This window comes from Deinococcus sp. AJ005, assembly GCF_009017495.1.
In the GTDB taxonomy this organism is placed as follows: domain Bacteria; phylum Deinococcota; class Deinococci; order Deinococcales; family Deinococcaceae; genus Deinococcus.
Genome location: NZ_CP044990.1, coordinates 1,670,622 through 1,695,023, shown reverse-complemented (window position 1 = coordinate 1,695,023; position 24,402 = coordinate 1,670,622). Strand labels below are relative to the sequence as shown.

Below are 24,402 nucleotides of genomic sequence, written 5' to 3'. Positions count from 1 at the left end.
GTCAGAGCAGTGTTGCGCTGACCGCCCTCTGCTGAGAGGCTCTCTCCCTGCTTTTGCTATGGCCGAACTTGCCGTTCTTTATGACCGCATCCGCCCCGACGAGAAGATGCTCTTTGAGGCGCTGGACGCCCTGGGCACGCCCTACGACAAGGTCTACGTTCCCCACCTGAAACTGACCTTCGATGATGCGGGCGCAGCCGCCGTGCCGTGGAAGGTGGCCATCGAGCGTTGTGTCAGCCAGACGCGCGGCCATGCGGTGACCCGCGCGCTGGAAGGCTTCGGCGTGCAGGTGATCAACCCCGGCCACGTCATCGAACTGTGCGGCGACAAGCTGGCGACGAATGCCCGCCTGTACGCCGCTGGCCTGCCCACGCCGCGCACCGGAGTGTCTTTCGACGGCGACGCCGCGCTAGAACAGATCGAATCTCTGGGTTATCCGCTGGTTCTCAAGCCCACCGTCGGGTCCTGGGGGCGCATGGTCAGCAAGCTCAATGACCGCGACGCCGCCGAGGCCGTGATTGAACACAAGGAAGTGCTGGGCGGCCCACAGCACGGCATCTTCTACGTGCAGGAGCTGATCCACAAGCCCGAGCGCGACATCCGCGCCTTCGTGATCGGCGGTGAGTGCATCGGCGCGATCTACCGCACGTCTGAACACTGGATCACCAACACGGCGCGCGGCGCGAAGGCCAGCAACTGTGAGGTCACGCCCGAAATCGCGGACCTCGCCGTCCGGTCTGCTGCCGCTGTAGACGGGCGAATCGTCGCCATCGACTTGGTAGAGGACCCGCAACGCCAGAACGAGTGGGGCGGTCTGCTGGTCATCGAGATCAATCACACCATGGAATTCAAGAACAGCGTGTCCACCACGGGCGTGGATATTCCCCGCAAGATGGGCGAATACGCGATTGGGCTGCTTGGATAATGAGTTAGACATCTGATTCACGTTCCCCGCTGACTTTTTCATCCCGAATGCTCTAGCCTCGGGAGCATGACAGCATCACAATCCAGTAGTCAGCCCCGCACTCTTCCTGCCCGCGCCGACGTAGCGCGTGAACAGACCTGGGACATTGAGGCGCTGTTTGCTACGCCTGGGGCCTGGGAAGCCGAGGCTCAGGCGCTGCCGGGGTCCATCGACGCCCTAGCGGCCTATGCCGGGCAACTGAACAGCCCCGAGTCCCTGCTGACCTACCTGAAAGTGGCCGACGACGTAGAGCTGCGTCTGAGTCGCTTTTTTTCCTACGCCAGCATGACCGCCAGCGTGGACGGCCACGACGCGGAAGCTGCCGCTCGCCGGGACCGTGCCAGCAGCATTGCCGCCCGCTACGGAAGCGTGTCCGCTTTCTTCCGGCCCGAACTGCTGGCGCTGGACGAGGCCACGGTGTCCGGCTGGCTGTCTCAGCCCGACTTCGCCGATCAGCGGGTGCGCCTGGAACGCATTCTGCGAAACCGCCCCCACGTCCGCAGCGGCGAAATCGAGGAACTGCTGGGCGCCGTGGCCGCCCCCTTCGCCTCTGAGCGCGGCATCCATCCGGCACTGGCGAACATGGACCTGCGCTTCGGCACGGCAGGCGGCACCCCGGTCACGCAGGGAAACGTGGACAGTCTGGTCAGCGGCCCGGACCGCGAGGTCAGGCGTGAAGCCTGGGAAAACTACGCCGACGCCCATCTGGCCGCCCGCCACTCCCAGGCCGCGATGTACGCAACCAACGTCCGCCAGAGTGTCTTCCTGGCCCGCGCCCGCAACTATCCGGATGCCATCACCGCCTCGCTGGCCCCAGATCGTATTCCCACCGAAGTCTTGACCACGCTGCTGGACACCTACCGCGCCAACACCCCCATCTGGCACCGCTACTGGCGGGTGCGCCGCGACTGGCTGGGCTTGAAAGAGCTGCGTGAGTACGACGTGAAAGCCTCCCTGGTCCCGCCCCGCAAGGTGGAGTACGCGCAGGCCGTGGACTGGATCGCCGAAGGTATGGCCCCGCTGGGCGAGGACTACGTTAAGGACATGCGTTTCGGCCTCACGGAGGACCGCTGGACTGACTACGCTGAGAACGACGGCAAACGCCAGGGCGCGTATAGCAACGGTGGCGGACGGGTCAAGCCGTTCATCTTCATGACCTGGAACGGTACGCTGGGCAGCTACAGCACCCTGGCCCACGAGATCGGCCACTCCATGCACTCGCTGCTGTCCATGCGCGAACACGCGTATTCGGTGCCGCGCTACACGTTGTTCCATGCCGAGGTCGCCAGCAACTTCAACCAGGCTATGGTCCGCCAGCATCTGCTCAAGCAGGCCCGCGCCGCCGAGGACACCACGCTGGAAATCGCCATCATCGAGGAGGCGCTGGGCAACTTCCACCGCTATTTCTTCATCATGCCCACGCTGGCGGCCTTTGAGCTGGAGTGTTACCGCCGCATCGAGGCGGGCGGCACCCTCAGTGCCCCCGATCTGAACACCCTGACCGCCGATCTGCTTTCACAGGGTTACGGCGACGGCGTGAAGATGGACCGCGAGCGCAGCGGCATCCTGTGGGCGCAGTTTTCCACCCACCTGTACGCCAATTTCTATGCCTATCAGTACGCCACCGGTATCAGCGCGGCGCATCAGCTTCTCGAACAGTTTGGCGAGAATGAGGACGCCGCCCGCGAGAATTACCTGCGTTTCTTGAAGTCCGGCGGCAGTCTCGATCCCATCGACGCGCTGAAGGAGGCCGGAGTGGACATGCTCAGTCCGGAGCCTGTGGAGGCCACCTTCCGCACGCTGGCCGGGTACGTGGACCGGTTGGAAGAGTTGCTGGCAGAACGGCAGTAAAGAACGGTCTGAAAGTCGGGAATCGTGGATTGCAGGACCACGATTCCCCATCTAGCTTTTATATCGGACAAAAATTTCACGAATAGAAATTATCGTGAATCTTTTCACTTGATAGAGATGAAAGAGAGGCGGGGATCAACCCGCCCACTCCGTTGACTCAGGCCTGAGGCTGTTGCAACTGGGGTCCGGGGACGAAGCCTTCCAGCGTGGCGTAATCGTCCTGGAAGTGCATCAGCACGCCGCCGAACAGCGTGTCGAAGGTTTCCTGGGGCATCTCGGCCAGGGTGGGGTAGAAGCCTACGTACTCCAGCCAGACGTTGCCGTCGGCATCGATGCTACGGGCAAAAGCGCGCTCGCGGTTGCGGTCATTGAGCATGTTGACCACTTCTTCACGGCGTTCGGTGTAGGTCTTCTGGGTCACGCAGGTGACCTCCAGGCGCGAGGTGTTGTTGGGGCCGTCGTTGACGCTGACCAGCACGGCGGCGTCGCCCATCTCGAAGCGCCAGCCCATACGAATAAAGCGCTGGCCGTTGTTCTCTTCCATGTCCATCTGGACTTCTTTTTCCTTCAGGTACTTCGCCAGCGTGTCCAGGGTCAGCAGTGCCGTTTCCATCGTCATCAAAACCATCTCCTTAAAGTGGGGTAGAGCGTCACTCTACAAAATCGTGATCCGCAGGTGTGGTGTACAGTCGCGGTGTAATTTCAAGCCCGAACGATTCTAACACCCGCCGCCATCACGAAACCTTGAACCCAGGTGCAGAGTGCGGGGGGTGTGCCTTCAGGGTCTGGACAGAATCCGCAGGGTCACGGGTGCGACGCCCTGACCCAGCATGCCCAGCGAGGCGGCGGCGGAGCGCGAAAGATCGATGATGCGCCGCGAATTGCCGAACGGCCCCCGGTCATTGACCATCACGTCCACGCTGCGGCCCGTACCGGAATGTGTCACGCGGACCCAGGTGCCGAAAGGCAGACTGCGGTGGGCGGCGGTCATGATGGTTCCACGCGCCGCCCGCCCGCCGTAATAAACAGCTGAACCGCTCTGAAACACGCCCGAGGAGGCGCTGGCCGTCCCCAGGTTCATGCTGCCAAGAGGAGAGAGGATCAGCGCTAGAGCCAGAGCAAGCCGCCTCAAACCGTTTCTTTCGGCGAGCGGCTCAGGACTTCATAGCCGTTTTCCGTGACCAGCAGCAGGTCCTCGATCCGCACGCCGCCCACGTCCGGCAGGTACGCGCCGGGTTCGATGGTAATGACCATGCCCGGTTCAAGCACGTCCTCACTCGTTCCGCGCAGCCCCGGCCCCTCGTGGACCTCCAACCCGACGCCGTGGCCCAGCGAATGCACGAACGCCTCGCCTAGCCCATGCCCGGTCAGGATTTCGCGCGCGATTCGGTCCAGATCGGCGGCACGCACGCCTGGCTTCACGGCTTTGATGGCCGCTTCCTCGGCTTCCAGCACTGCGTTGTAGACCCGCCGCATCTCATCCGAGGGCTGACCCACGGCCACCGTGCGCGTCATGTCGCTGTTGTAACCGTTCAGACACGCACCCATGTCCACCGTCACCAGTTCCCCGTCCTGGATCACCCGCGCTGAGGCGTGTCCGTGCGGCATGGCCCCGCGCGGCCCGCTCGCCACGATCACGCCGAAGGCACTCCCGGCCCCGGCCTTCCGCAACCGCGTCTCGATCTCCAGCGCGATGTCCAGTTCCCGCGCTCCGGCGACGATCAGGGGGCGGACCTCAGCAAAGACCCCATCGGCCAGGTCCTGCGCCGCCCGAATTGCCGCGATCTCGTCCGCCGTCTTGATCTGCCGCAGACCCTGAATCAGACTGCGCAGTGGCACCAGTTCGGCGTCCGGCCAGTGTTCTCTCAGATCTTCCAGGCCCGCCACCGTCAGGCTGTCGGCCTCGAACCCCACGCGCTTCCCCTTGACACCTTCTGCCGCGTGCTTAAACGTTTCCGGGGGCCGGGCGATGAACTGCGGCAGCTCCGATTCCTCGCGCGCCTGCACGGTGTAGCGGGCGTCGGTATACAGCGTGGCCCCGTCCGCCGTGACCAGTACCTTGCCGTCCTCGGGCGACGTGAAACCCGTCAGCGCCCGCACGTTGGCCGGGTGGCTGACCCACAATCCCGTCACGCCCGCGTCTTTCATCGCGTCTCTCAACTGTTCCAGTCGGCTCATAAATCAAGACGCTAACATCTTGGCCGCCGCCCGTTCGTGCTGCCGCTTTCCCCTGTCCCCGTTCAGGAGACAACCCGCCGTTAAGGTTTTGCCCGTGAAAGTGCGCGCCAATCTGACAGGACGCTTATACTCCTCTATCGGGACAACACCAGATTTTGAGTACAGGCCCACCCAGGCCGCCCCAAGGAGGGAGAAACGTGAAACTTCACGAATATCAGGGCAAGGAAATCCTGCGCCAGTTCGGCGTCAACGTGCAGGAAGGACGGGTCGCCAAGACCCCCGACGAGGTTCGTCAGATCGCGCGCGATTACGGCGACGCTGTGGTCGTCAAGGCCCAGGTCCATGTCGGCGGACGCGGCAAGGCGGGCGGCGTCAAGTTCAGCCCCACCCCCGACAAGGCTTACGAGAACGGCGAGAAGATCCTGGGCATGGACATCAAGGGCCTGACCGTCAACAAGGTGCTGGTGACCCGCGCTGTCGATATCGATGCGGGCGTCGAGTACTACATCGGCATGATCGTGGACCGCAACGTCCAGAGCTTTACCCTGATGGCCTCCGCCGAGGGCGGCGTGGACATCGAGGAAGTGGCCGCAGAGACCCCCGAGAAGATCGTGCATTACCGCGTCGATCCGATCACCGGCCTGCGCCCCTACGAGGCGCGCGCGGTGGCCATTCAGGCGGGCTTCAAGGGCAACCTGAACAAGATCGCCGACATGATGGTCAAGCTCAGCCAGGCCGCGCTGGCGCGCGACGCCGTGCTGGTGGAGATCAACCCGCTGTTCGTGGATGCCAGCGGCACCCCTCTGGCCCTGGACACCAAGTTCGAGATCGACGACAACGCCATGTACCGCCACAAGGATCTTGCTGACTGGCGCGAGATGGAGGCCGAACACCCCCTGGAAATCGAGGCCAGCAAGTACGGCTTCGCCTACGTCAAACTCGACGACGGCAACGTGGGTGTGCTGGGCAACGGCGCAGGCATCGTGATGACCTCGCTGGACGTGGTCAACCGCGCCGGGGCCAAGCCCGCCAACTTCCTGGACATCGGGGGCGGCGCGAAGGCCGAGATCGTCTACAACGCGGTCAAGCTGGTTTCCAAGGACACGGACGTCAAGGCGATCTTCATCAACATCTTTGGCGGCATTACCCGCGCCGATGAAGTGGCCAAGGGTGTCATTCAGGCCCTTCAGGATGGCATTCTGACCAAGCCCGTTCGTATGCGGATCGCGGGCACGGCAGAGGAAGAAGCCAAGGCGCTGCTGGCGGAAGTCAACAGCCCCCTGATCCAGATGTACCCCAATATGTTCGATGCCGCCGCCGAAGCCGCCAAGGAAGCCAACGCTGCATCAGCCAAAACTGTGGAGAACAAGTAATGGGCATTCTCGTTAACAAAGACAGCAAGGTCATCGTTCAGGGCATGACCGGACGCGAGGGCGCAAGCCACAGCCGCGCCATGAAGGAATTCGGCACCCAGGTCGTCGCAGGCGTGACCCCCGGCAAGGGCGGTATGGATTTCGAGGGCTGGCCGATCTACAACTCGGTGGCCGAGGCCAAAGAGGCGACGGGCGCGAACGTGTCCATCATCTTCGTGCCCCCCGCCGGAGCCGCTGACGCCGTGCTGGAAGCGGCCCACGCGGGCATTCCGCTGGTCATTCTGATTACCGAGGGCGTGCCCACGGTGGACATGATGAAGGCCGTGCAGGAAGTCAAGATGCTCGACGCCCAGAGCCGCGAACACGGCGGCGAGGGCGTGCGTCTGATCGGCGGCAACTGCCCCGGTCTGGTCACCAATGGGGAAGCCAAGGTGGGCATCATGCCCAACAAGATCTACACCAAACCCGGACGCATCGGCCTGATCAGCCGCAGCGGCACCCTGACCTATGAAGCGGCCAAGCTGCTGAACGACGCCGGAATGGGCACCTCCACCACCGTGGGCATCGGCGGCGATCCCGTGATCGGCACCACTTTCGCTGACGTGCTGCCCATGTTCGAGGCCGACGAAGGCACCGACGCCATTGTGGTCATCGGTGAAATCGGCGGCGCGGATGAGGAAGCCGCCGCCGAGTACATCAAGCACAACATGAAGAAGCCCGTCGTGGCCTTTATCAGCGGGCGCAGCGCCCCCGCCGGCAAGCGCATGGGGCACGCCGGAGCCATCATCATGGGCAACGTCGGAACCCCCGAGAGCAAGCTGGCCGCCTTTGCGGACGCCAATGTGCCGGTGGCCGACACCATGCCCGAGATCATCGATCTGGTCAAGGCCGCATTGAACAAGTAATTCAAGCTGTTTGAGGGGAGAATGCCATTAGATTGGCATTCTCCTTTTCTATTCCCTGATGTGTCTTCTCTGGCACGTTGCCTTCGATCTGGCCAGCTTGATAAACGTGGGAGTCACGTCCAGATCAGCCGCACGGAATACACTGGACCCATGAATACCCGCTTTCTGCTGTCTCTGGCGCTGGGCCTGACCATGCCCACAGCGTCGGCCCTGACCGTCACGGGCATGGTGCAGGGCAGCGTCACCCCGGAGTCGCGGATCGGGGGCTTCGCGGTCACGCCGTTCGGGCAGCCCGTGCAGGAACTGGTCAGTGCGCCCCTGGATAGCGGAAGCTTTCGGCTCGACATTCCCGCCGCCGCGCCGCCCGCCCGCGCGCAGGCCATATTGACCGCGCAGAACGTGTCCTGGCCTGGCGTGATCGATCCGGTGCAGATTAGCGCCGCCGCGCAGGCAGGTGAGCTGAAATTCTTCGTGTACCGCGATCAGAACGGTAACGCTCGTCACGACGACAACGAGGCCCTGCGTGAAGTCAGCCCAATGGTGGGCAAGGCTTCGCTGTTCGTTCCCTGGGTCAGCGCCGATGTGACCGTGAGTGCGAACAAGGGCTACCAGGTGGCACTCAAAAAGGGCTGGAACGCCTTTCTGGTGGATGTGGGGCGCGCAGTCAACGTGAAAACCTATCCTGACGGGACTGTGGTCACCCTCTCGCTTGGGCGCTAGCACACTTGTTGGCAAAGAAACAGGGTGGGGAGGGAATGCAGAGGCCCTCACCTAGCTTCGAGCGGGTAACAAAACGAATGGAGAGCAATAGGTTGAGCAAAGACAATATTATTTTCACGAATTAGATTTATCGTGAATAATTTCACTTGTTGATATTCTTTATCTTTACTGTCGCGTCGCAACCCTCCAGAAGCGACACGCTATCCTTCCCAGCGTGTCCAGCGGTATCTACGAGCGTTCAGGAGTGAAGATGCATTACCGCGTCTCGGGGGAGGGGTCGCCGATAGTGCTGGTGCATGGGCTGAGTGGCTCTGGACGTTGGTGGCGCAGAAACCTCAAGGCACTGAGCGAACGTCACCGGGTCTACACTCTGGACCTGCTCGGCTACGGTTCATCCCGCCGCCAGCGTTCCCTATCCGTGCGCGAGAGTGCGGCCCTGATCGCAGACTGGCTAGACGCCGAGGATTTGCAGGACATTACCTTGATCGGTCACTCGATGGGCGGCCACATCTGTATCCGGCTGGCGGCGGGTCACCCGCAGCGCATCGAGAATCTGGTGCTGGTGTGTGCCAGTGGTCTGCTGAAGGCCAGCGCCTACCGCACTGCCCTGAATCTGCCGCGTGCGCTGATCACCGGACGTAAACGCTTTGTGCCACGCATCCTGACCGACGCTTTGCTGGCCGGCCCGCTGAACCTGTGGCGCAACGCCAGTGATCTGCTCAAGGACAGTGTGCAGGACTGCCTGCCCATGATCACGTCCAGAACTCTGGTGGTCTGGGGCGAGCGTGACGCCCTGGTGCCGCTGCCGCTGGGACAGATGCTGGCCCACTCGATTGCCGGGGCACGGCTGAAGGTTATTCCGCACGCCGGGCATGTGGTCATGGTGGACGCGCCAGAGGAATTCAACGCCGCCGTGCTGAATTTTGTCGATGGTCCGCAGGCCGCAGAATGAGTCAGGGACACGCGCTGTATCTGGATGTCGATGGCCTGTCCACCCACGCCTGGGTGCGTGGCAGTGGGCCGCCGCTGGTGATCGTGCCGGGCCTGGGCTGCGCCTCGTGGATGTATGTGCGCGTCTCGCGTGAGCTGGCGCGCAGCCGCACGGTCTATGTCTATGACCCGCCCGGCCACGGCTACAGCCAGGGGATGCGCCATCTGCCGGACTGCATTGAGCAACTGACCGATCATCTGGCGGGCTGGCTGGACGCGGCGGGACTGAAGGGCGCATCTGTTTTCGGGCACTCGCTGGGGGGAGAGGTGGCCTTTGATCTGGCCGCCCGTTATCCAGCGCACGTGGGTGCACTGATCGCCTGTGCCCCCACCGGCATTCCCGAGAATCCCAGCGTGTTTGCCCAGCTCGTCCGGCTGCTCGTCGACCTTCCCCGCGAGAGGCTGGGCCTGCTTATTCCCGGCCTGCGCGCCTACGCCCACTGCGGCGTGCGCCGGATGCTCAAGCTGGCCCAGGATCAGGACCATCACTACACTGGCCCCCTGCTTCCACAGATCAAGGTGCCGACCCTGCTGATCGACGGAACCTCCGATCCGGTAATTCGCCTGTGGACGCTGGAGGCCATCCGCGAAGCGATTCCCTCTGCCTACTTCTGCGAAATTAAGGGCGGAACGCACGCTCTGACCGACGTCTTTCCGCGCACAGTGGCCCGCTACACTCTAGACTTTCTGAAGGCGGTCAACCAGTAGGGCATAAAACTTTCACGATCTAGATTTATCGTGAAAAGATTCACTAATTGAATTCAGAAGAGTGAGGAGGCACTTGCCTCCCTGTTCTTTACTCCTGTACCAGAGCCAATCCCACCTCGGCCATCTGCGCCGGCGAAACGGGGGAGGGGGCCAGGGCCATCAGGTCCGCGCCACGGTTGTTCTTGGGAAAGGCGATCACCTCGCGGATGCTGCCTACTCCGGCCATGACCATCAACAGACGGTCAAAGCCCCAGGCAATGCCGCCGTGCGGAGGCGTGCCGGATTCCAGCGCGGTCAGGAAGAAGCCGAACTGCCGCCGGGCTTCTTCGGAGGTAAAGCCGATGGCCGCGAGCATCTGTTCCTGCACCGCCGGATCATGGATACGGACACTGCCGCCGCCGATCTCGAAACCGTTGAGGACCAGATCATAGGCCTGCGCGCGAATCTCGCCCTGACGCTCGGTGCCGAAGAGGGCCACGTCGTCGGGGTGCGGGGCGGTGAAAGGATGGTGCATGTAGGTCCAGCTCGCGTTGTCCTCGTCGTATTCCAGTTGGGGAAAATCAGTGACCCAGGACACGTGGAACTGTGGACCAGCCGCCGCCAGACCAAACAGATCGCGCAGGCTCAGGCGAACCGCTCCCAGCGCCGTGACCGCCCGCTTCCACTCGCCCGCCGCGAAGAGTAGCGTGCCGCCGTCCTGCACCCCTGTCGTCTCCAGCAGCGCCGCCGTCTGCTCGCCCAGAAACTTGCTGATGCCCCCGGTAAGTCCGTCCCCGTTTCGCTTGGCCCAGGCCAGACCTTTCGCGCCGTTCTGCTTGGCCACCCGCTCCAGCTCGTCGATCTGCTTGCGGGTCAACTCCGATGCAGCCAGCACCTTGACTGCATCTGCGTTAGCGAAAGCAGCAAATTCACCGCCCGCGAACAGCCCAGTCACGTCCGCGAACTCCATTCCAAAACGCAGATCGGGCTTGTCGGAGCCGTAGCGGTCCATCGCGTCCTGATAGCTCAGGCGGGGAAAGGGGATAGGCAGGTCCACATCCAGCACGGTCTTGAACACATGCGATAGCAGACGTTCCTGAAGCTCCAGCACGTCCTCCTGATCCACGAAGGACATCTCCATATCAAGCTGCGTGAAGTCCGGCTGGCGGTCGGCGCGCAGATCCTCGTCGCGGAAGCAACGGGCGAGCTGGTAATAGCGGTCAAATCCGGCGATCATCAGCAGTTGCTTGAACAGTTGTGGACTCTGCGGCAGGGCGTAGAACTCGCCAGGATTCAGGCGACTGGGCACCAGAAAATCCCGCGCGCCCTCCGGGGTGGATTTGGTGAGCATAGGGGTTTCGACGGCAACGAAGCCCTCGGCGTCCAGAAAGGCCGTGACCGCCGCTGTCGCCTTGCTGCGGAGCATCAGAGAGCGCTGCATCTCTGGGCGGCGCAGGTCCAGATAACGGTACTTGAGGCGGATGTCCTCGGCCACGTCCGCGCCCTTTTCCAGTTCGAAGGGTGGGGTTTTGGCCGTATTCAAGACCTTCACGCGCGAGGCGATGACCTCGTAATCCGCCGCGCCACCCTTGCGCTGGCCCTCCGGGCGCAGTTGATAGGTGCCCTCCACCTCGGCCACGTACTCGGCGCGCAGGCGATCTGCCTCAGCGAAGGCGGGGGAATCCGGCTCTACCTGGACCTGGATCAGGCCGCTGCGGTCCCGCAGTTCCAGAAAGATCAGGCCGCCCAGATCGCGGCGGCGGTTGACCCAGCCCTGCAAGGTGACGGTCTGAGCGGCATGGGTGGGGGAGAGGTGGCCGATCATGGCGGTGCGTTTCATTTGGACTCCTGGGGAGGGACTGTGGCTGGCGGAGATACGGCAGGATCGTGGCTTTCCTGTTCCAGAAATGCTGCCAGTTCTGAGACGTTGACGACGCGCTGCTCACCGCTCATCAGGTTTTTGAGGCTGAGTGTTCCGTTCTCGACTTCCTGTGAGCCAAGCAGAGCGATCCAGCGCACGCCCCGGCGTTCAGCATCCTTGAAAGCCCCGCCCGGTTTCATGGCACGGTAGGCGAATTCGGTGCGGGCCACACGGCGGGCATCCATCGCGACCTTCGCTGCATGGGGCACGTTCGCCTCGTCCAGCGCGACGACATAGAGGAGCGGCCCCTCGCTCTGAGGCAGCTCGATGCTCTCCGCTTCCAGCGCCAGCAACAGCCGCTCTACACCGAAGGCCCAGCCGATTCCCGGCGTGGCCTGTCCGCCCAGAATCTCGGCCAGACCGTCATAGCGTCCGCCCCCGCCCAGCGCAGATTTTGCGCCCACGCCCTCATGGTGCAGCTCCCAGGCGGTGCGGCGGTAGTAGTCCAACCCGCGCACGATGCTGGGATCGAGGTCATACGGCACGCCCCAGTCCTTCAGGTGGCCCTGAACGGCCCCGAAGTGCGTGCGCGCTTCCTCGCCCAGAAAATCGAGCATGGGTTTGACGCTCAGCTCGGCAATCAAGTCCTGATCGCCCTCGCTCTTGGAATCGAGAATCCGCATTGGGTTGCGGGTCAGGCGATCTTTGGAATCGTCGGACAGGCGGTCGTGGTGGGCCGTGAACAGCTCGCGCAGATAGGCGTTATAAGCCTCTCTATCCGCCGGATCGCCGATGCTGCCCAGCTTGACGCGCACTTCCTTGAGGCCCAGCTCGCGCACCACATCTACCATCAAAGCAATCGCCTCAGCGTCCACCAGCGGATCGGCGCTGCCCAGCACCTCGTAGTCCACCTGATGAAACTGGCGGTAGCGGCCCTTCTGCACGTTCTCAGCGCGGAAGATCGGCCCGGAAGTCCACAGCTTCAGTGGCGTGGGCAACTGCTTGAGGCCGTTCTGGAGGTAGGCCCGCACGATGGCCGCCGTTCCCTCCGGGCGCAGAATGAACCCGCCGTGGTCCCCGAAGTAGTAGACGGTAAACATCTCCTTGCGGACGATGTCGGTGCTGTCGCCCACGCCGCGCTTGACCAGTTCGGCTTCCTCGAAAATGGGCGTGTCGATGCGCTGCGCTCCGGCCCGCTCCAGCACACGCCGCGCAGTTTCGGTCAGCCAGATATGCGCGGCGGCGCTGGTGACGGGTGAGAGTTTGGGACTGCCTGGTGGCAGCAGATCGTTGGTCCCCTTGGGGCGGTGAATCGCCATAACCTGCGGAGTCTACGGGTCTGAAGGTCAAAGGGTCAAAGACCGGGGCGCAAACAGGGGAGAGGCCACCTCCCCAATTCAGGACAGGCGGCCTCTGGCGTGAGGGTTTACTGGCGAACGCTGTAAGGCAGACCTGTAGACTGCTTGCCCGCGACTTCCACGAACAGCCAGCTTCCGCCCACCGGGGCGTCGGCGGGAATGGTCATGACGATTTCGCTGTCGGTCCAGGACTGAATAGCAGAAGCAGGGAAGACGTAGCCGCCCTTCCCCGTTTCGTCGGCCCCTAGGCGAACCTGCCCAGTGCTGGGGCCACCCAGATAACGGCCCTGAACGGTGAGTGAGCCGCCGCGCGTGGCGGCTTCCGAAACTTTGATCAGTACAGGCGTAACCGTCACGAAGCGGTCTGTGGATTGAGAGGGCGCGCAGGACGCCAGAGCGCCTACCATGAGTGAAGAAGCAACCAAGAAACGCAGCATAGCAACAGCCTCCGAATTCACAGTCTAATGAAAGGTCAGATGACAGGTCAAACCTCCCCCCCCGGCCCCCCCAACACTCCCAAGGCCCAGCGCGTGCTGGTCGTCTTTAATCCCAAGAGCGGCAAGGGCGACAGCGATCTGCCGGAATTCGTGCGCCTGCTGCGGGAGGGCGGGGCCGAGGTGGTGCAGCGGGAAACTAAAAAAGACACGCCGCTGGCAGAACAGGTCAATGACCTGCACGCCTTCGACATCCTGGTCGCGGCTGGGGGAGACGGGACAGTGAGCAGCCTGGCCTATGCCATCCGGGACAGTGGCGTGCCCCTGCTGGCCTTTCCCGCCGGTACGGCCAACCTGATCGCACAGAATCTGGATCTGCCCACCTCTGCGCCGGAACTCGCGGCCCTGGTGCTGGCCGGACACTGCATTACCGTCGATCTGGGCGAGATTGAGGTAGGCGGGGAGAAAAACGGTTTTGCCATGTTGGCCGGGGCGGGCGCGGACGCCGCCATGATCAAGGGCAGCGAGGAACTGAAAGAACAGTTTGGCGTGATGGCCTATGTCCTGAGCGCCATGAAACAGCTCAATCCCAGGAAGACTACCTTCAAACTGACCGTGGACGGCCAGGAACGCGAGTTCGAGGGCATCGGCGTGATGGTGGCCAACTTCGGCATGGCCAATTACCGGATGCCGATCACCACGGACATCAACCCCAGTGACGGTCAGTTCACGGTGGTGCTGCTCAAGGCGGGCAACCTGTTGCGCCTGATTCCTAACCTGATCGACTCGTTGCGCGCCAAGCTGAATCTGGGAGACCCTATGTTCAGCAGCAACCTCGAAACCCTGAACGCCCGCGAAATCACCGTGGACGCAGCCGATCCCTTTCCGCTGCAATACGACGGCGAACTGATGGTGGAAACGACGCCGTTCACCGCGCGGATTTTACCTGGCGCAGCGCTGTTCATCACGGCGGCCAGGAAGGAGGAGGTGGAGACTTAAGCGCAGGGCGTGATGCTCCAGCAATGGCGACCCCTATGCTCGTGACCGAAGACGAGCGAAGCTGCCGGGTCTGTCACCAGACCAAGCTCCTGACACTTTTTCCAAAGAACCGTCCCGATGGGAGTCGATTCTTTCGCTGTCTGGACTGTCAGGCCGAGTCTTATAAAACGAGATATCACCAGGATGATCGCCGCCGCGCCTTTCAGATTGCATACAGCATGAACGGAAGTGTGGAGCGGCGCTTTCCAGATCTGGAGCGCTTGCCGCCCGAGCAACTTGTCGAGATCATGATGACAACGAAAACCTGCCGATACTGTGGTCTGCCCAATGAAAATTCGGGACGCGTTTTCAGCTTGATCACGTCATCCCGTTGTCCAGGGCGGCCTCCACGACCCGGTAACATCGCGCTGTGCTGTGACCGCTGCAACCGTGCCAAATGGGATTCTACAGAGGCCGAATATCTGGACTGGCTGCGTGAGGCGGCGGTCAGATTAACTATCGGCTCCAAAGAATAATCTTATATCCTATAATTTCACTTATGGGAAGTAGAAGTTTGGAGATGAGTCAGCAATGACCGAGGGTGCCCTGGTCCTAGCCTCGCGCTGGTCAAACGCGGCCAACCGTCGACGTGAAGGTTTGCGGGCCGCGCATGAGCAAAATGCCGACGCCCTGACCGATCTGCTGGTGACCTATATGCGCCTGAAATCCAGCCGGGGCGCGCGGGTCAGTCAGATGACACTGGACCATTACTGCGAATCGGTCCGGCGCTTTCTGGCGTTCACCGGACCGCCCGAATCACCTGAACGGGCACTGAACCAGTTGGCTGCCGAGGATTTCGAGGTCTGGATGTTGACCATGCAGCAGGCGGGTCTGGCCGCATCCAGCATTAAACGCCATGTCTACGGAGTGCGGAACCTGATGAAGGCGCTGGTGTGGGCCGGGGCGATTGCCGGCGATCCAAGTGCCGGGGTACGGCCTCCCAGTGACACGACACCCGCCCACGCCAAGAAACAGGCCCTGTCCGTGGCGCGGTATGCGGAACTGCTGACCCTGCCTACCTCGATGCACCCTGCCGACACCCTGCGCGCCCACCGGGACCTGCTGCTACTGGAACTCGGCGGCAGCCTGGGCCTGCGCGCGGCAGAACTGGTGGGGCTGAATACCACAGACATAGACCTCAACGAACGTCAGTTGCGGGTGCTGGGCAAGGGCGGCAAGGGGCGGACGGTGCCGCTGACCGCGCGGGTGGAGCGCAGCCTGCGCCTGTGGCTGATGTCGCGCTCGTCGTTGCAAGCCCTGAACACGCTGGGTACGGCGGCCCTTCTGGTCTCGCTGAGTGGACGCAACTATGGAGGGCGGCTGACCACCAAGGGGGCACGCACGATTGCTGCCACGTACTATCAGGAACTGGGTCTGGCGCCCGAGTTGTGGGGTCTGCACACCCTGCGGCGCACAGCGGGCACCCACCTTTATCGCGCCACGCGTGACTTGCACGTTGTTGCAGACGTACTGGGCCACGCTTCAGTCAACACCTCAGCCATCTACGCCAAGATGGACACGGAAGTCAGACGCGAGGCGATGGAAGCAATGGAGCGCTTGCGTGGTCCACAGGATTGATTAACGCCCCTCCCGCCGGTCCACCCGCACCCCATACCCGATCATCCCCAGCGCCAGCAGCAGCGCAGGCCAGTCGCCCAGGCGGTTAAACAACGTTCGCCCGCTCAGCAGCAGAGGCCGCACGCTCAGCGCCTGCGTGGTCTCACCGCTGGAAATCACGTGCACTGCCTGCCCCAGATCGTTGACCGCTCCCGCTACCCCTTTATTCACGCTGCGGACCAGCCAGCGGCGGTTCTCGATGGCGCGCACCCGGCCCATCATAAAATGCTGTTGAACGCCCCAGCCATCGTACCAGCCGTCGTTGCTGGGATTGACCAGGAGTTGCGCGCCCTGCCGGGTCAGGCTGCGAGCCACCCACGGAAACACGCTGTCGTAACAGATGTACGCACCGTATTGCACGCCGTTCAGGATTAATGGGGCGATGGACCGGGCCGGTTCCACAGCGGGCAGCCTGAAGCCGATGATATTCTCGATCAGGCCGTATGCGGGGCGCAGAATACTGTCGTACAGCACAAAATACTCACCAAACGGCACCAACTTGGCCTTGCGGTTACGGGCCGTGATCTGACCGCCAGCATCAATGGCAACCACCGTGTTCTGTTCTTTTTCGGTCTGGGTGGGCGGCACCCCCAGCCCACTGATCCCCGGTCCCGGAAATTCCGGCAGCACAGCTTCGGTGGCTGGAGCAGTCAGAGCCGTTTCACTCCAGACCAGGATTTCACCGGGGCTGCGCCGGGCGGAGGCTTCCCGCTGAACCTGAAGCTGCTCGCCCGCCGTCAGGCTGCCCACTGCGCGCCCAAACGAATCGAAATCGGTCCGCAGTACCAGCATTGGCTGAACTGGTCCCTCGCCTGCTGTGCGCGTCAGGCCATAGGCGAGGGCAGCAGCCCAGCACACGGCAGCCAGGACCACCGGGCGGCCTCTCCCCTGCTTATCCAGATTCCAACCACCCAGCCACGCTCCAGCCAGCGCCGCCGCCGTGCCCGCCACCAGCACACTCCCTAGCAAGACGCCACCCAGGTCTGCAATCTGGATGGCAGGAGTGGGCAGCAACGTGTAGCCCAGCGTGGGCCAGGGAAAGGACAGCGGCCCCAGGAAGCGCGTCCATTCCAGCACCACCCAGCCGCCCGCCAGCGCCCAGACGCGGGCCACGGGCGAGCGGACCAGCCGGGCCAGTGGATAGGCCATGACCGCCAAGAACAGACCCTCCAGAATGAACAGGGCAAAAGCCAGCACGCCCGCTGGGGGAAAGCTGAACAGCTTGCCCAGAAAGGCGGTCAGCCACCACAGATGTACGGTGAAGTAGCCCACGCCGGACCAGAACAGCCGCCCCGGCACGCCTTCGGTGGTGCGGGCGCTGGCGGCGTAGGCCAGAACCCCCGACAGGGGAAAAATGCTCAGGACACTCCACGGCAGTGGCAGGCCACACAGGCCGAGAAGCGCGCCCAGCAGCAGGGCCAGAACGGGTGGGGGAAGGGGCGGCACGCCCGCCATGATAGGGGGCAGTAAATGAAAAGGTCAGGGGGTATGCCTGTCCCTCACGCGGGCTGTGGGTTAAGATGACGGCACTTTGAGATTGGCTTTCATCAGCGACATTCACGGAAATATCCATGCCTTGACGGCAGTCAAACGGTTTCTGACCGAGAACATCGTCAATCAGGTGATCGTGGTGGGTGATCTGGTCGGCTACGGCGCAAGCCCCGGCCCGGTGATCGATTTCGTCAAGCGCGAGGGCTGGCCCACCGGCCTGGGGTCCAGCGACATGCGCGTCGCCATCGATCTGGGGGACCGTGAGGGACGGCGCGGCGTGGCCGATCAGGTGCTGACCTGGACCAAGAAGATGCTGGCACCCGAGCAGACCGATTTCCTGCGCCGCCTGCCGCCGGGCGGACGGATCGTGACCCCGGTTGGGCGGGTGCGCTACTTCCACGGCAGCCCCCATGACCCCGAACAGCGGCTGGATCTAATGGCGAGTGAACGCGAGTTGGAGGAGCTAGCTGAGACGCTGGGCGCGCGGGTGATCGTGGTGGGCGGCTCGCACGTGCCGTTCAGCCGCGTGATCGGCGAGACCACCTTCGTCGATCCGGGCAGCGTGGGCCTCAGCCTCAACCACGAGCCGGGTGCGGACGTGGTGATCGTGGACTGCGTCGGGCGCAAGCCGAAGGTCTCGCTGCACAAGGTGACCTACGATTACGCCTCCAGCGCCTTCGACATCATGGCCTGGAATCTGCCGCCAGTCATTGCGGATGTGATCAAGACGGGACGGATGGGGTAGCGGGGGTGCGTGAACGGGAGGTGGGCAAGCTCGAATGGCTTGCCCACCTCCTTTTCTCGTTTTGGATATCAGACCAGCACGCCGTCCAGTGACTCGTCGAACCGTTCCACCAGTCCACGTTCGCCGAGAATGTCTTCCAGAGCGGTCATCAGTGCGCGGTATGGGCCGGGCCGAGCGGCCTCACCCATCAAGCCCAGACGCCAGATCACGCCTGTGGTGGGGCCGAGGCCGCCAGTCACGCTGATCTCGCGCTTCCGCAGGGCCTGACGCACGCCCGCATCGTCAAAACCCTCGGGCAACCGCAGGGCCAGTACGGTGGGCAGGCGGTCTTCTGGGCGGCGAACGTAAGGCGAGAAGCCCAACGGCTTCAGCGCGCTCAGAATCGCCTCGCCCACCTGCTGCACGCGGCGCTGACGGGCCTGCATCCCTTCCTCCAGCGCGGCCTGCAACGCGGCGTGAAAGGCGAAATGCAGGTTGACCGGAACGGTGTGATGGTAGGTATGGCGGGTCCAGTAATCGCGCAGGCCCTCGAAATCGCAGTACCACAGCGGGGTGGGAGTGCGGCGGGCGGCATACCGTGCTAGCGCCCGTTCGCTGATCGCCACCGGGGCCACACCAGGAGGGGCGCTCAGGCACTTCTGCGCGCCGGTATAGGCGTAATCCACACCCCAGTCGGCCATGTGGAAGGGTTCCATTCCAGCGGTGGTCACGGCGTCCACGGTCAGCAGCGCCCCGGTGCCACGCACCAGTTCGGCAATGGCGGGAACCGGATTCAGCACGCCAGTACTCGTCTCGCCGTGGACCACGGCTACCATGCGGATATCACCGCCGTGGGCCAGTTGCGCAGCCACGTCCTCCGGGCGAATCGCCTCGCCCAGCGGGGCCGTGACCAGCCGCACCCGCGCGCCGTAGCGGGCCGCCATCTCGGCCATGCGGCAGCCAAAGCTGCCGTTGGCGCAGACCAGGACCTCATCGCCTTCTTCCACCAGATTGGCAAATCCTGCTTCCATGCCCAGGCTCCCCGTTCCGGCCAGCAGTGCGGTAAAGCCTTCCGGTTCCGCGCCGTACATCACGCGCAGATCGGCCTGAATCTCGCGGTTGAGAGCAAACACCTCCGGGTCCATATGGCCCAGCATCGGGCGGGTCATGGCGTGCATGGCGCGCGGATGGATCGGGGTGGGGCCGGGGGTGAGCAGGATGTGTTCAGGATAGGCGTCCAGAGGCATGACATCAGAATAGGTTTTAAACACCGATTTAGCAATAGTATTGCGTAAAAATAGAATTTGGACTGAAATATATTATAAATATTGCGTATAGATTCTGAAAATGGAGCAGGAAGATGGCCCGGATGCAAATTCAGGCTCGATTCAGTCCGCCGTCACCTCCCCGGCGCGCAAAGTCACTAGGATTAACCCCATGACCACCCCGCCTGCGGCCCTCCTTGTTCCACTGAAAGCGGTGTTGTTTGACCGCGACGACACCATCGCCTACACAGACGGCGCGGTCTACGCCGAGGCTGCGCGCTGGGCCGCCGGGGAGTATGGCCTGGACGCCCACGCAGTGGGCGCGGCGATGCTGGGGCAGTGGCAGGAGCGGGCGCTGACGTGGTGGGATCTGCGGACCGAGGAGGACGAGACGGCTTTCTGGGACAGCTATGGTCTGGAGCTGATGGAACGGCTGGGCCTGCCCGCCTCCGACGCTGCCGCTTTCATGGCCGCCTATCCCTACGAGCGGTTCATGAAGCCCGTGCCGCACGCTCGCGAGGTCTTGCAGGAACTGCGCGCCCGTGGCCTCAAGATCGGGGTGCTGAGCAACACGCTGCCCAGCATCGTCCGCACGCTGGAGGAGGTGGGGCTGGCCGATCTGGTGGACGTGGCGGTGGCGACGTGTTCGCTGGGCATCCACAAGCCGGACGCGGGCGCGTTCCTGCACGCCGCCGAGGCACTGGGACTGCGCCCGCAGGAGGTGCTGTTCGTGGACGACAAGCAGGAAAATGTGGATGCTGCCCGCGCCCTGGGCATGACGGCCACCGTGATTGATCTGCATGGTCAGGACCGTGACGCCATCCATGATCTGCGGGCGGTGCTGAATCTGGTGGGCGAGTTGGTGCGCGCGTGAGGCTGATCGACGGGCATCTGGACCTCGCCTACAACGCGCTGAATGGGCGCGATCTGACGCTGACGCTGGAAGAGTTGCGGCGCGTTGACCCGGTGGAGGGGCAGACCGCCACCACCACTTTCACGGAATTACGGGCAGCGGGCGTGGGGGTCTGTTTCGGCACGCTGTTCGCGCTGCCACGCACGCCCGACTCGCCGCAGGGCTACACCGATCATGCCGGGGCGCGGGCACAGGCGCTGGCTCAACTGGACGTGTACCGCCGCTGGGAGGACGGGGGTTTTCTCCGGCTTCTGCGCTCTGGGGCCGAGGTCAGCGCCCATCTCGCTCAAGCAGATGCTCCACTGGGTGTCGTGCTGCTGATGGAGGGGGCGGACCCGCTGCGGGACGAGGGTGACCTGCCATTCTGGGTGGACGCGGGCGTGCGGCTGATTGGCCCGGCGTGGGGCGTGACGGCTTACGCAGGCGGCACGGGTGCGCCGGGGCCTCTGACGGATGCGGGTAAAGCGCTGGTGACGGCCATGTGTGATCTGGGCATTGCCCTAGACGCCTCCCATCTGGACGACGCCGCGTTCTGGGACGCCGCTGAAATTGGCCCGAAGATGATCGCCTCGCATTCCAATTCCCGTGCGCTGGTCCCTGGCAACCGCCACCTGAATGACGAGATGGCCCGCGCCATTGCCGAGCGCGGCGGCGTGATCGGGCTGGTGTTCCTGAGTTCGTTTATCAAACAGGGGATGGAAACGGGGGCGACGCTGGACGATCTGGCCGCACATGCCCGCCATTACGCCGAACTTGTCGGCTGGGACCGGGTGGCGATAGGCAGCGACATGGACGGCGGTTTCGGGGCCGAGAAGACACCCGTGGGCATCGGGCGATACTCGGAATTGCCCCGTTTTCTGGATGAAGTGCCCGGAGAACACCGCGCGGGGGTGGCGGGCGAAAACTGGTTGCGCTGGCTGACGGCGTACCTGTAACGCCCGTTTCCCGCTACCCTGTCGGACATGTCCCTCCCCGATTCTCGCACCCACGCCTATCAGCCCGACTCCCTCCTGGCCGAGGACGCCCTGCGCGGCCAACTTTCAGAGGCCGATTGGACCTATATCACCCCACGTCCAATGGCCGCCATCAGCCGTCTAAGCCTGCGCTCTGGACCCCGCGCCGACGCGGCCCAGGTCTCGGAGGCGCTGCTCGGCGAGGCGCTGGAGTTGCTCTGGGAAGACGGAAATGGCTGGGCCTATATCCGCACCGTCCATGACCGCTACCTGGGCTGGACTCCGGCAGCGGGGTTGACCGGGCCACAGCACGGCGATTTACTGACGGTGACCGCCCTGCGCGCCCACGCTTACGCCGGGCCGAAGGTCAGCCAGCCGATTGTTGGAGAGCTGTGCCTGGGGGCCAGGATCATTCACGCACCGGGCGAAACCGTGACCGAAGGTGGGCGGCGCTGGCTGCCGGTCTCACTTCCCAGCGGCAAAGATGCATGGGTGGGCGAGGCTGTCATCTCCCCTATCCGTGAAGCCGATGCGGCTGCGCTGGCCCTGCGCTTTCTGGACACGCCGTATGTCTGGGGGGGGCGCGGCGCCTGGGGACTAGACTGCTCGGGATTAACGCAACTGGTGTTCGCCGCGTTCGGACAACCCATTCCCCGTGACGCCGATCAGCAGCAGGAATTTCTGGGTGTGGTGGAACGGCCCCAGCGCGGCGATCTGGCCTTCTTCCCCGGTCACGTCGGCCTGATGCTGGACGAACGGCGGATGGTCCACGCCAATGCCACGAATATGCGTGTGACCGTGGAGACGTTGAGCGAGGGCGAGTACGGACAGAAGCTGGCGGAAGGCTGCACGGGCTTCGGACGGTGGACGGCGTGAGCGTGGCCTGGGAAACCCTGGAGCTGCACACCGCGCAGCCCTTCGGCATCGCCCGCTGGACACACAGCATCTATCCGCGCACCATCGTCACTTTCACACGGGATGGAATCGTGGGCCGGGGCGAGGCGGCTCCAAACGCTTTTTACGGCGAGACGCGCGGCACGGTGGAGGCGGTGCTGCCTCTGCTGGCCCAGGCTTTAACCGATCCCTGGGACTGGGATGGCCTGCACGCGAGCCTTTCAGCGCGGATGCCGCACGATCACCCCTCGGTCAAATGCGCGCTGGAGATGGCGGCGCTAGAATGGTGCGCGGCCTCGGTGGGTCTGCCCGTCTGGAAACTGCTGGGCCTCTCCCCCGCTCCGCTGCCCCGCAGCAGTTACACGGTCAGTCTGGCCGACATCCCCGACATGCAGCGGCAGGCGCGTGAGGCGGTGGCCGCCGGGCACACGGTTCTCAAGGTCAAGCTGGGGACGGAGCGGGACACGGCGATTCTAGAAGCCTTGCGCGGGGAGGCTCCAGACGTGGCCCTGCGTGTGGATGCCAACGCCGCCTGGACGCGCCCGCAGGCCAAACGCATGCTGGGTGTGCTGGAAGCGGTGGGGGTAGAACTGGTGGAACAACCCCTGGCGGCGGACGATCTGGAGGGCCACGCCGAACTGCGCCGCCTGTCGCGCGTGCCGCTGGTGGCCGACGAGAGCCTACACCATGTCCGCGACGTGACTGCGCTGGCTGAAGCTTTTGATGGCGTGAACCTCAAACTCGCCAAGCTGGGCGGGCCACTCCAGGCGCTCGCGGCCTTGCGACTGGCCCGCGCCCACGGCCTGAGCGTGATGATCGGCTGCATGATTGAAAGTAGCCTGGGCATCTCTGCCGCCGCGCATCTGGCCGGACTGTGCGACTGGGCCGATCTGGACGGGGCGCTGCTGCTGGCCGACGATCCATTTACCGGGCTGGAATGGACGGCGGGCGAACTGGCGAGGCCGCAGGGCGTGGGCTGGGGCGTGACAAGGGGATGAATGAAGTCACCGTCGCCGTCATCGGCTGCGGCAACCGGGGGGCAGATGTCTATGCCCGGCATCTGGCTGCACAGGGCGTGCGGATCACGCATCTGGTAGACCCCCGCGCGGCCCGGTTGTCGGAAGTGGCCGCCCGACATGGCCTTGGGCCGGAAGGCTGTTTCTCCGACTGGGATAACTTCTTCGCACTGGGACGTGTGGCCGACGCCGTCGTGATCGCCACCCCCGATGATCAGCATGTTCAGCCATGCCTGCAAGCTCTGGCGCTGGGGTACGACGTGCTGCTGGAGAAGCCGATCTGTCTGGCCGAGGCCGAACTAAACGTGTTGCTTCAGGCCGAGGCCCAGTCGGTTGGGAGTGTGACCGTCTGTCATGTGCTGCGGGCCACGCCGTTCTTCCAGGAGGTGAAGCAGGTCCTGGATTCCGGGCGGTTGGGCCAGTTGGTGGGCATCCAGCACGCGGAGAACGTGGCTTACTGGCATTACGCGCACTCCTACGTGCGGGGCAACTGGCGGGCCTCTCCCCCGGCAGCACCGTTTCTCCTCGCCAAGAGTTGCCATGATCTGGACCTGCTGCGCTGGTTCGCGGGTGCGCCGCCGTCACGGGTGGACAGTCAGGGCAGCCTGCACCACTTTCGCCCCGAGAACGCGCCAGCAGCAGCTTCTGACCGCTGCGTAACCTGCCCGGTGGTAGCCTGCCCCTACGACGCGCGCCAGATTTACGGCAGTCGCCCGCTGGAAAGCTGGCCCAACACGGTGTTGACCGCCGGGGGTCAGACGCTGGCCGGGGCGTTGGAGACCGGGCCATACGGCCAATGCGTCTACCTAGGCCTGAACGACGTGGCCGATCATCAGTCCGTGACCGTCACCTTCGAGAATGGCGTGACTGCTGGGCTGACCGTCAGTGCCTTCACGCACAACAACACCCGCACCTTCAAACTGCTCGGCACGCATGGCGAACTGCGCGGGCAGATGGAGCGCGGCGAGCTGGAACTCCATGACTTTCGGCATGGCACCGTGGAATGCTGGACGGTGGTAGCGGATGGCAACCACGGTGGCGGCGACGTGGGGCTGGTGCGCGGCTGGCTGGCCTTGCTGCGGGGTGAGGTGGGGCTTCCCACTCCCCTCTCCGAATCGCTGGATTCCCACCGGATAGCGTTTGCGGCGGAGTGTTCCCGACTTCTCTGAG

General features: G+C 63.7%; 24 protein-coding genes. 16 read left to right on the top strand and 8 right to left on the bottom strand.

The window, feature by feature from the left end:
* Window positions 1-58 precede the first annotated feature (58 nt).
* Both lysX and pepF read left to right on the top strand, forming a co-directional pair.
* On the top strand, window positions 59-925 hold the full coding sequence (lysX, locus tag DAAJ005_RS09940; RefSeq protein ID WP_151846983.1) for a lysine biosynthesis protein LysX: 867 nt from the start codon (window positions 59-61) through the stop codon (window positions 923-925).
* A 66-nt stretch (window positions 926-991) separates the two neighbouring features.
* Entirely contained in the window at window positions 992-2,815 is a 1,824-nt protein-coding gene (pepF, locus tag DAAJ005_RS09935; protein WP_151846982.1) for an oligoendopeptidase F, read from the top strand.
* Window positions 2,816-2,972: 157 nt separating this feature from the next.
* On the opposite strand, the gene DAAJ005_RS09930 is transcribed toward pepF, so the two are convergent.
* The 3 genes from DAAJ005_RS09930 to DAAJ005_RS09920 form a co-directional block, all read right to left on the bottom strand.
* Window positions 2,973-3,434, bottom strand: coding sequence for a YbjN domain-containing protein (locus DAAJ005_RS09930; protein ID WP_151846981.1), 462 nt, complete (start codon window positions 3,432-3,434; stop codon window positions 2,973-2,975).
* 159 nt (window positions 3,435-3,593) lie between these two features.
* A complete protein-coding gene (locus DAAJ005_RS19295; RefSeq protein WP_151846980.1) occupies window positions 3,594-3,896 on the bottom strand; it encodes a septal ring lytic transglycosylase RlpA family protein in 303 nt (100 codons plus the stop codon).
* A 47-nt stretch (window positions 3,897-3,943) separates the two neighbouring features.
* Entirely contained in the window at window positions 3,944-4,993 is a 1,050-nt protein-coding gene (locus DAAJ005_RS09920) for a Xaa-Pro peptidase family protein (RefSeq protein WP_151846979.1), read from the bottom strand.
* 197 nt (window positions 4,994-5,190) lie between these two features.
* On the opposite strand from DAAJ005_RS09920, the gene sucC reads away from it, so the two are divergent.
* The 5 genes from sucC to DAAJ005_RS09895 all read left to right on the top strand — a co-directional run bounded on the left by sucC (window position 5,191) and on the right by DAAJ005_RS09895 (window position 9,689).
* On the top strand, window positions 5,191-6,366 hold the full coding sequence (sucC, locus tag DAAJ005_RS09915) for an ADP-forming succinate--CoA ligase subunit beta (protein ID WP_151846978.1): 1,176 nt from the start codon (window positions 5,191-5,193) through the stop codon (window positions 6,364-6,366).
* Window positions 6,366-7,271, top strand: a complete 906-nt coding sequence (gene sucD / locus DAAJ005_RS09910; protein ID WP_151846977.1) for a succinate--CoA ligase subunit alpha — start codon at window positions 6,366-6,368, stop codon at window positions 7,269-7,271. The genes sucC and sucD overlap by 1 nt, the downstream gene beginning before the upstream one ends.
* Window positions 7,272-7,421: 150 nt before the next feature.
* Window positions 7,422-7,991: a hypothetical protein gene (locus DAAJ005_RS09905; RefSeq protein ID WP_151846976.1), complete on the top strand. Its 570-nt coding sequence runs from the start codon at window positions 7,422-7,424 to the stop codon at window positions 7,989-7,991.
* A gap of 214 nt (window positions 7,992-8,205) precedes the next feature.
* Complete coding sequence (locus DAAJ005_RS09900; RefSeq protein WP_370519813.1) at window positions 8,206-8,943, top strand: alpha/beta fold hydrolase; 738 nt, start codon at window positions 8,206-8,208, stop codon at window positions 8,941-8,943.
* The gene (locus DAAJ005_RS09895; RefSeq protein WP_151846975.1) at window positions 8,940-9,689 is read left to right on the top strand and encodes an alpha/beta fold hydrolase; all 750 of its coding nucleotides are present in this window, start codon (window positions 8,940-8,942) and stop codon (window positions 9,687-9,689) included. The genes DAAJ005_RS09900 and DAAJ005_RS09895 overlap by 4 nt, the downstream gene beginning before the upstream one ends.
* Before the next feature lie 88 nt (window positions 9,690-9,777).
* On the opposite strand, the gene aspS is transcribed toward DAAJ005_RS09895, so the two are convergent.
* The 3 genes from aspS to DAAJ005_RS09880 all read right to left on the bottom strand — a co-directional run bounded on the left by aspS (window position 9,778) and on the right by DAAJ005_RS09880 (window position 13,324).
* Complete coding sequence (gene aspS, locus DAAJ005_RS09890) at window positions 9,778-11,508, bottom strand: aspartate--tRNA ligase (protein WP_151846974.1); 1,731 nt, start codon at window positions 11,506-11,508, stop codon at window positions 9,778-9,780.
* A complete protein-coding gene (gene hisS, locus DAAJ005_RS09885) occupies window positions 11,505-12,848 on the bottom strand; it encodes a histidine--tRNA ligase (RefSeq protein WP_151846973.1) in 1,344 nt (447 codons plus the stop codon). Before hisS ends, aspS begins: the two co-directional genes overlap by 4 nt.
* A gap of 107 nt (window positions 12,849-12,955) precedes the next feature.
* Window positions 12,956-13,324, bottom strand: a complete 369-nt coding sequence (locus DAAJ005_RS09880) for an IPT/TIG domain-containing protein (protein ID WP_151846972.1) — start codon at window positions 13,322-13,324, stop codon at window positions 12,956-12,958.
* 39 nt (window positions 13,325-13,363) lie between these two features.
* Between DAAJ005_RS09880 and DAAJ005_RS09875 the strand changes: the two genes are divergently transcribed.
* Genes DAAJ005_RS09875 through DAAJ005_RS09865 form a run of 3 tightly spaced genes read left to right on the top strand, consistent with a single transcriptional unit; the run spans window position 13,364 to window position 15,937 of the window.
* Entirely contained in the window at window positions 13,364-14,320 is a 957-nt protein-coding gene (locus tag DAAJ005_RS09875) for a diacylglycerol kinase family protein (protein ID WP_151846971.1), read from the top strand.
* Between the two features lie 35 nt (window positions 14,321-14,355).
* Window positions 14,356-14,835 carry a hypothetical protein gene (locus DAAJ005_RS09870; RefSeq protein ID WP_151846970.1) on the top strand — a complete coding sequence of 160 codons (480 nt, stop codon included), beginning with the start codon at window positions 14,356-14,358 and terminating at the stop codon, window positions 14,833-14,835.
* Window positions 14,836-14,890: 55 nt separating this feature from the next.
* Window positions 14,891-15,937 (top strand): tyrosine-type recombinase/integrase, encoded by a 1,047-nt coding sequence (locus tag DAAJ005_RS09865; protein ID WP_151846969.1) that lies wholly within the window; start codon window positions 14,891-14,893, stop codon window positions 15,935-15,937.
* Here the strand turns inward: DAAJ005_RS09865 and lnt are convergent, their stop codons facing one another.
* Window positions 15,938-17,422: an apolipoprotein N-acyltransferase gene (gene lnt / locus DAAJ005_RS09860; RefSeq protein ID WP_226342670.1), complete on the bottom strand. Its 1,485-nt coding sequence runs from the start codon at window positions 17,420-17,422 to the stop codon at window positions 15,938-15,940.
* Between the two features lie 85 nt (window positions 17,423-17,507).
* Between lnt and DAAJ005_RS09855 the strand changes: the two genes are divergently transcribed.
* On the top strand, window positions 17,508-18,212 hold the full coding sequence (locus tag DAAJ005_RS09855; protein WP_151846967.1) for a metallophosphoesterase: 705 nt from the start codon (window positions 17,508-17,510) through the stop codon (window positions 18,210-18,212).
* Between the two features lie 68 nt (window positions 18,213-18,280).
* Here DAAJ005_RS09855 and DAAJ005_RS09850 read toward each other — a convergent pair whose 3' ends face one another.
* Window positions 18,281-19,438 carry an alanine--glyoxylate aminotransferase family protein gene (locus DAAJ005_RS09850; RefSeq protein WP_151846966.1) on the bottom strand — a complete coding sequence of 386 codons (1,158 nt, stop codon included), beginning with the start codon at window positions 19,436-19,438 and terminating at the stop codon, window positions 18,281-18,283.
* Window positions 19,439-19,628: 190 nt separating this feature from the next.
* Here DAAJ005_RS09850 and DAAJ005_RS09845 point away from each other — a divergent pair, with 190 nt between their 5' ends.
* From DAAJ005_RS09845 to DAAJ005_RS09825, 5 genes are read left to right on the top strand one after another with little or no spacing between them, the layout of a single operon-like run.
* Complete coding sequence (locus DAAJ005_RS09845; RefSeq protein WP_151846965.1) at window positions 19,629-20,330, top strand: HAD family hydrolase; 702 nt, start codon at window positions 19,629-19,631, stop codon at window positions 20,328-20,330.
* A complete protein-coding gene (locus tag DAAJ005_RS09840; protein ID WP_151846964.1) occupies window positions 20,327-21,304 on the top strand; it encodes a dipeptidase in 978 nt (325 codons plus the stop codon). Before DAAJ005_RS09845 ends, DAAJ005_RS09840 begins: the two co-directional genes overlap by 4 nt.
* Before the next feature lie 27 nt (window positions 21,305-21,331).
* Window positions 21,332-22,198: a C40 family peptidase gene (locus DAAJ005_RS09835; protein ID WP_151846963.1), complete on the top strand. Its 867-nt coding sequence runs from the start codon at window positions 21,332-21,334 to the stop codon at window positions 22,196-22,198.
* Entirely contained in the window at window positions 22,186-23,214 is a 1,029-nt protein-coding gene (locus DAAJ005_RS09830) for a dipeptide epimerase (RefSeq protein WP_151846962.1), read from the top strand. Before DAAJ005_RS09835 ends, DAAJ005_RS09830 begins: the two co-directional genes overlap by 13 nt.
* Complete coding sequence (locus tag DAAJ005_RS09825) at window positions 23,211-24,401, top strand: Gfo/Idh/MocA family protein (RefSeq protein WP_151846961.1); 1,191 nt, start codon at window positions 23,211-23,213, stop codon at window positions 24,399-24,401. Before DAAJ005_RS09830 ends, DAAJ005_RS09825 begins: the two co-directional genes overlap by 4 nt.
* Window position 24,402 lies beyond the last annotated feature (1 nt).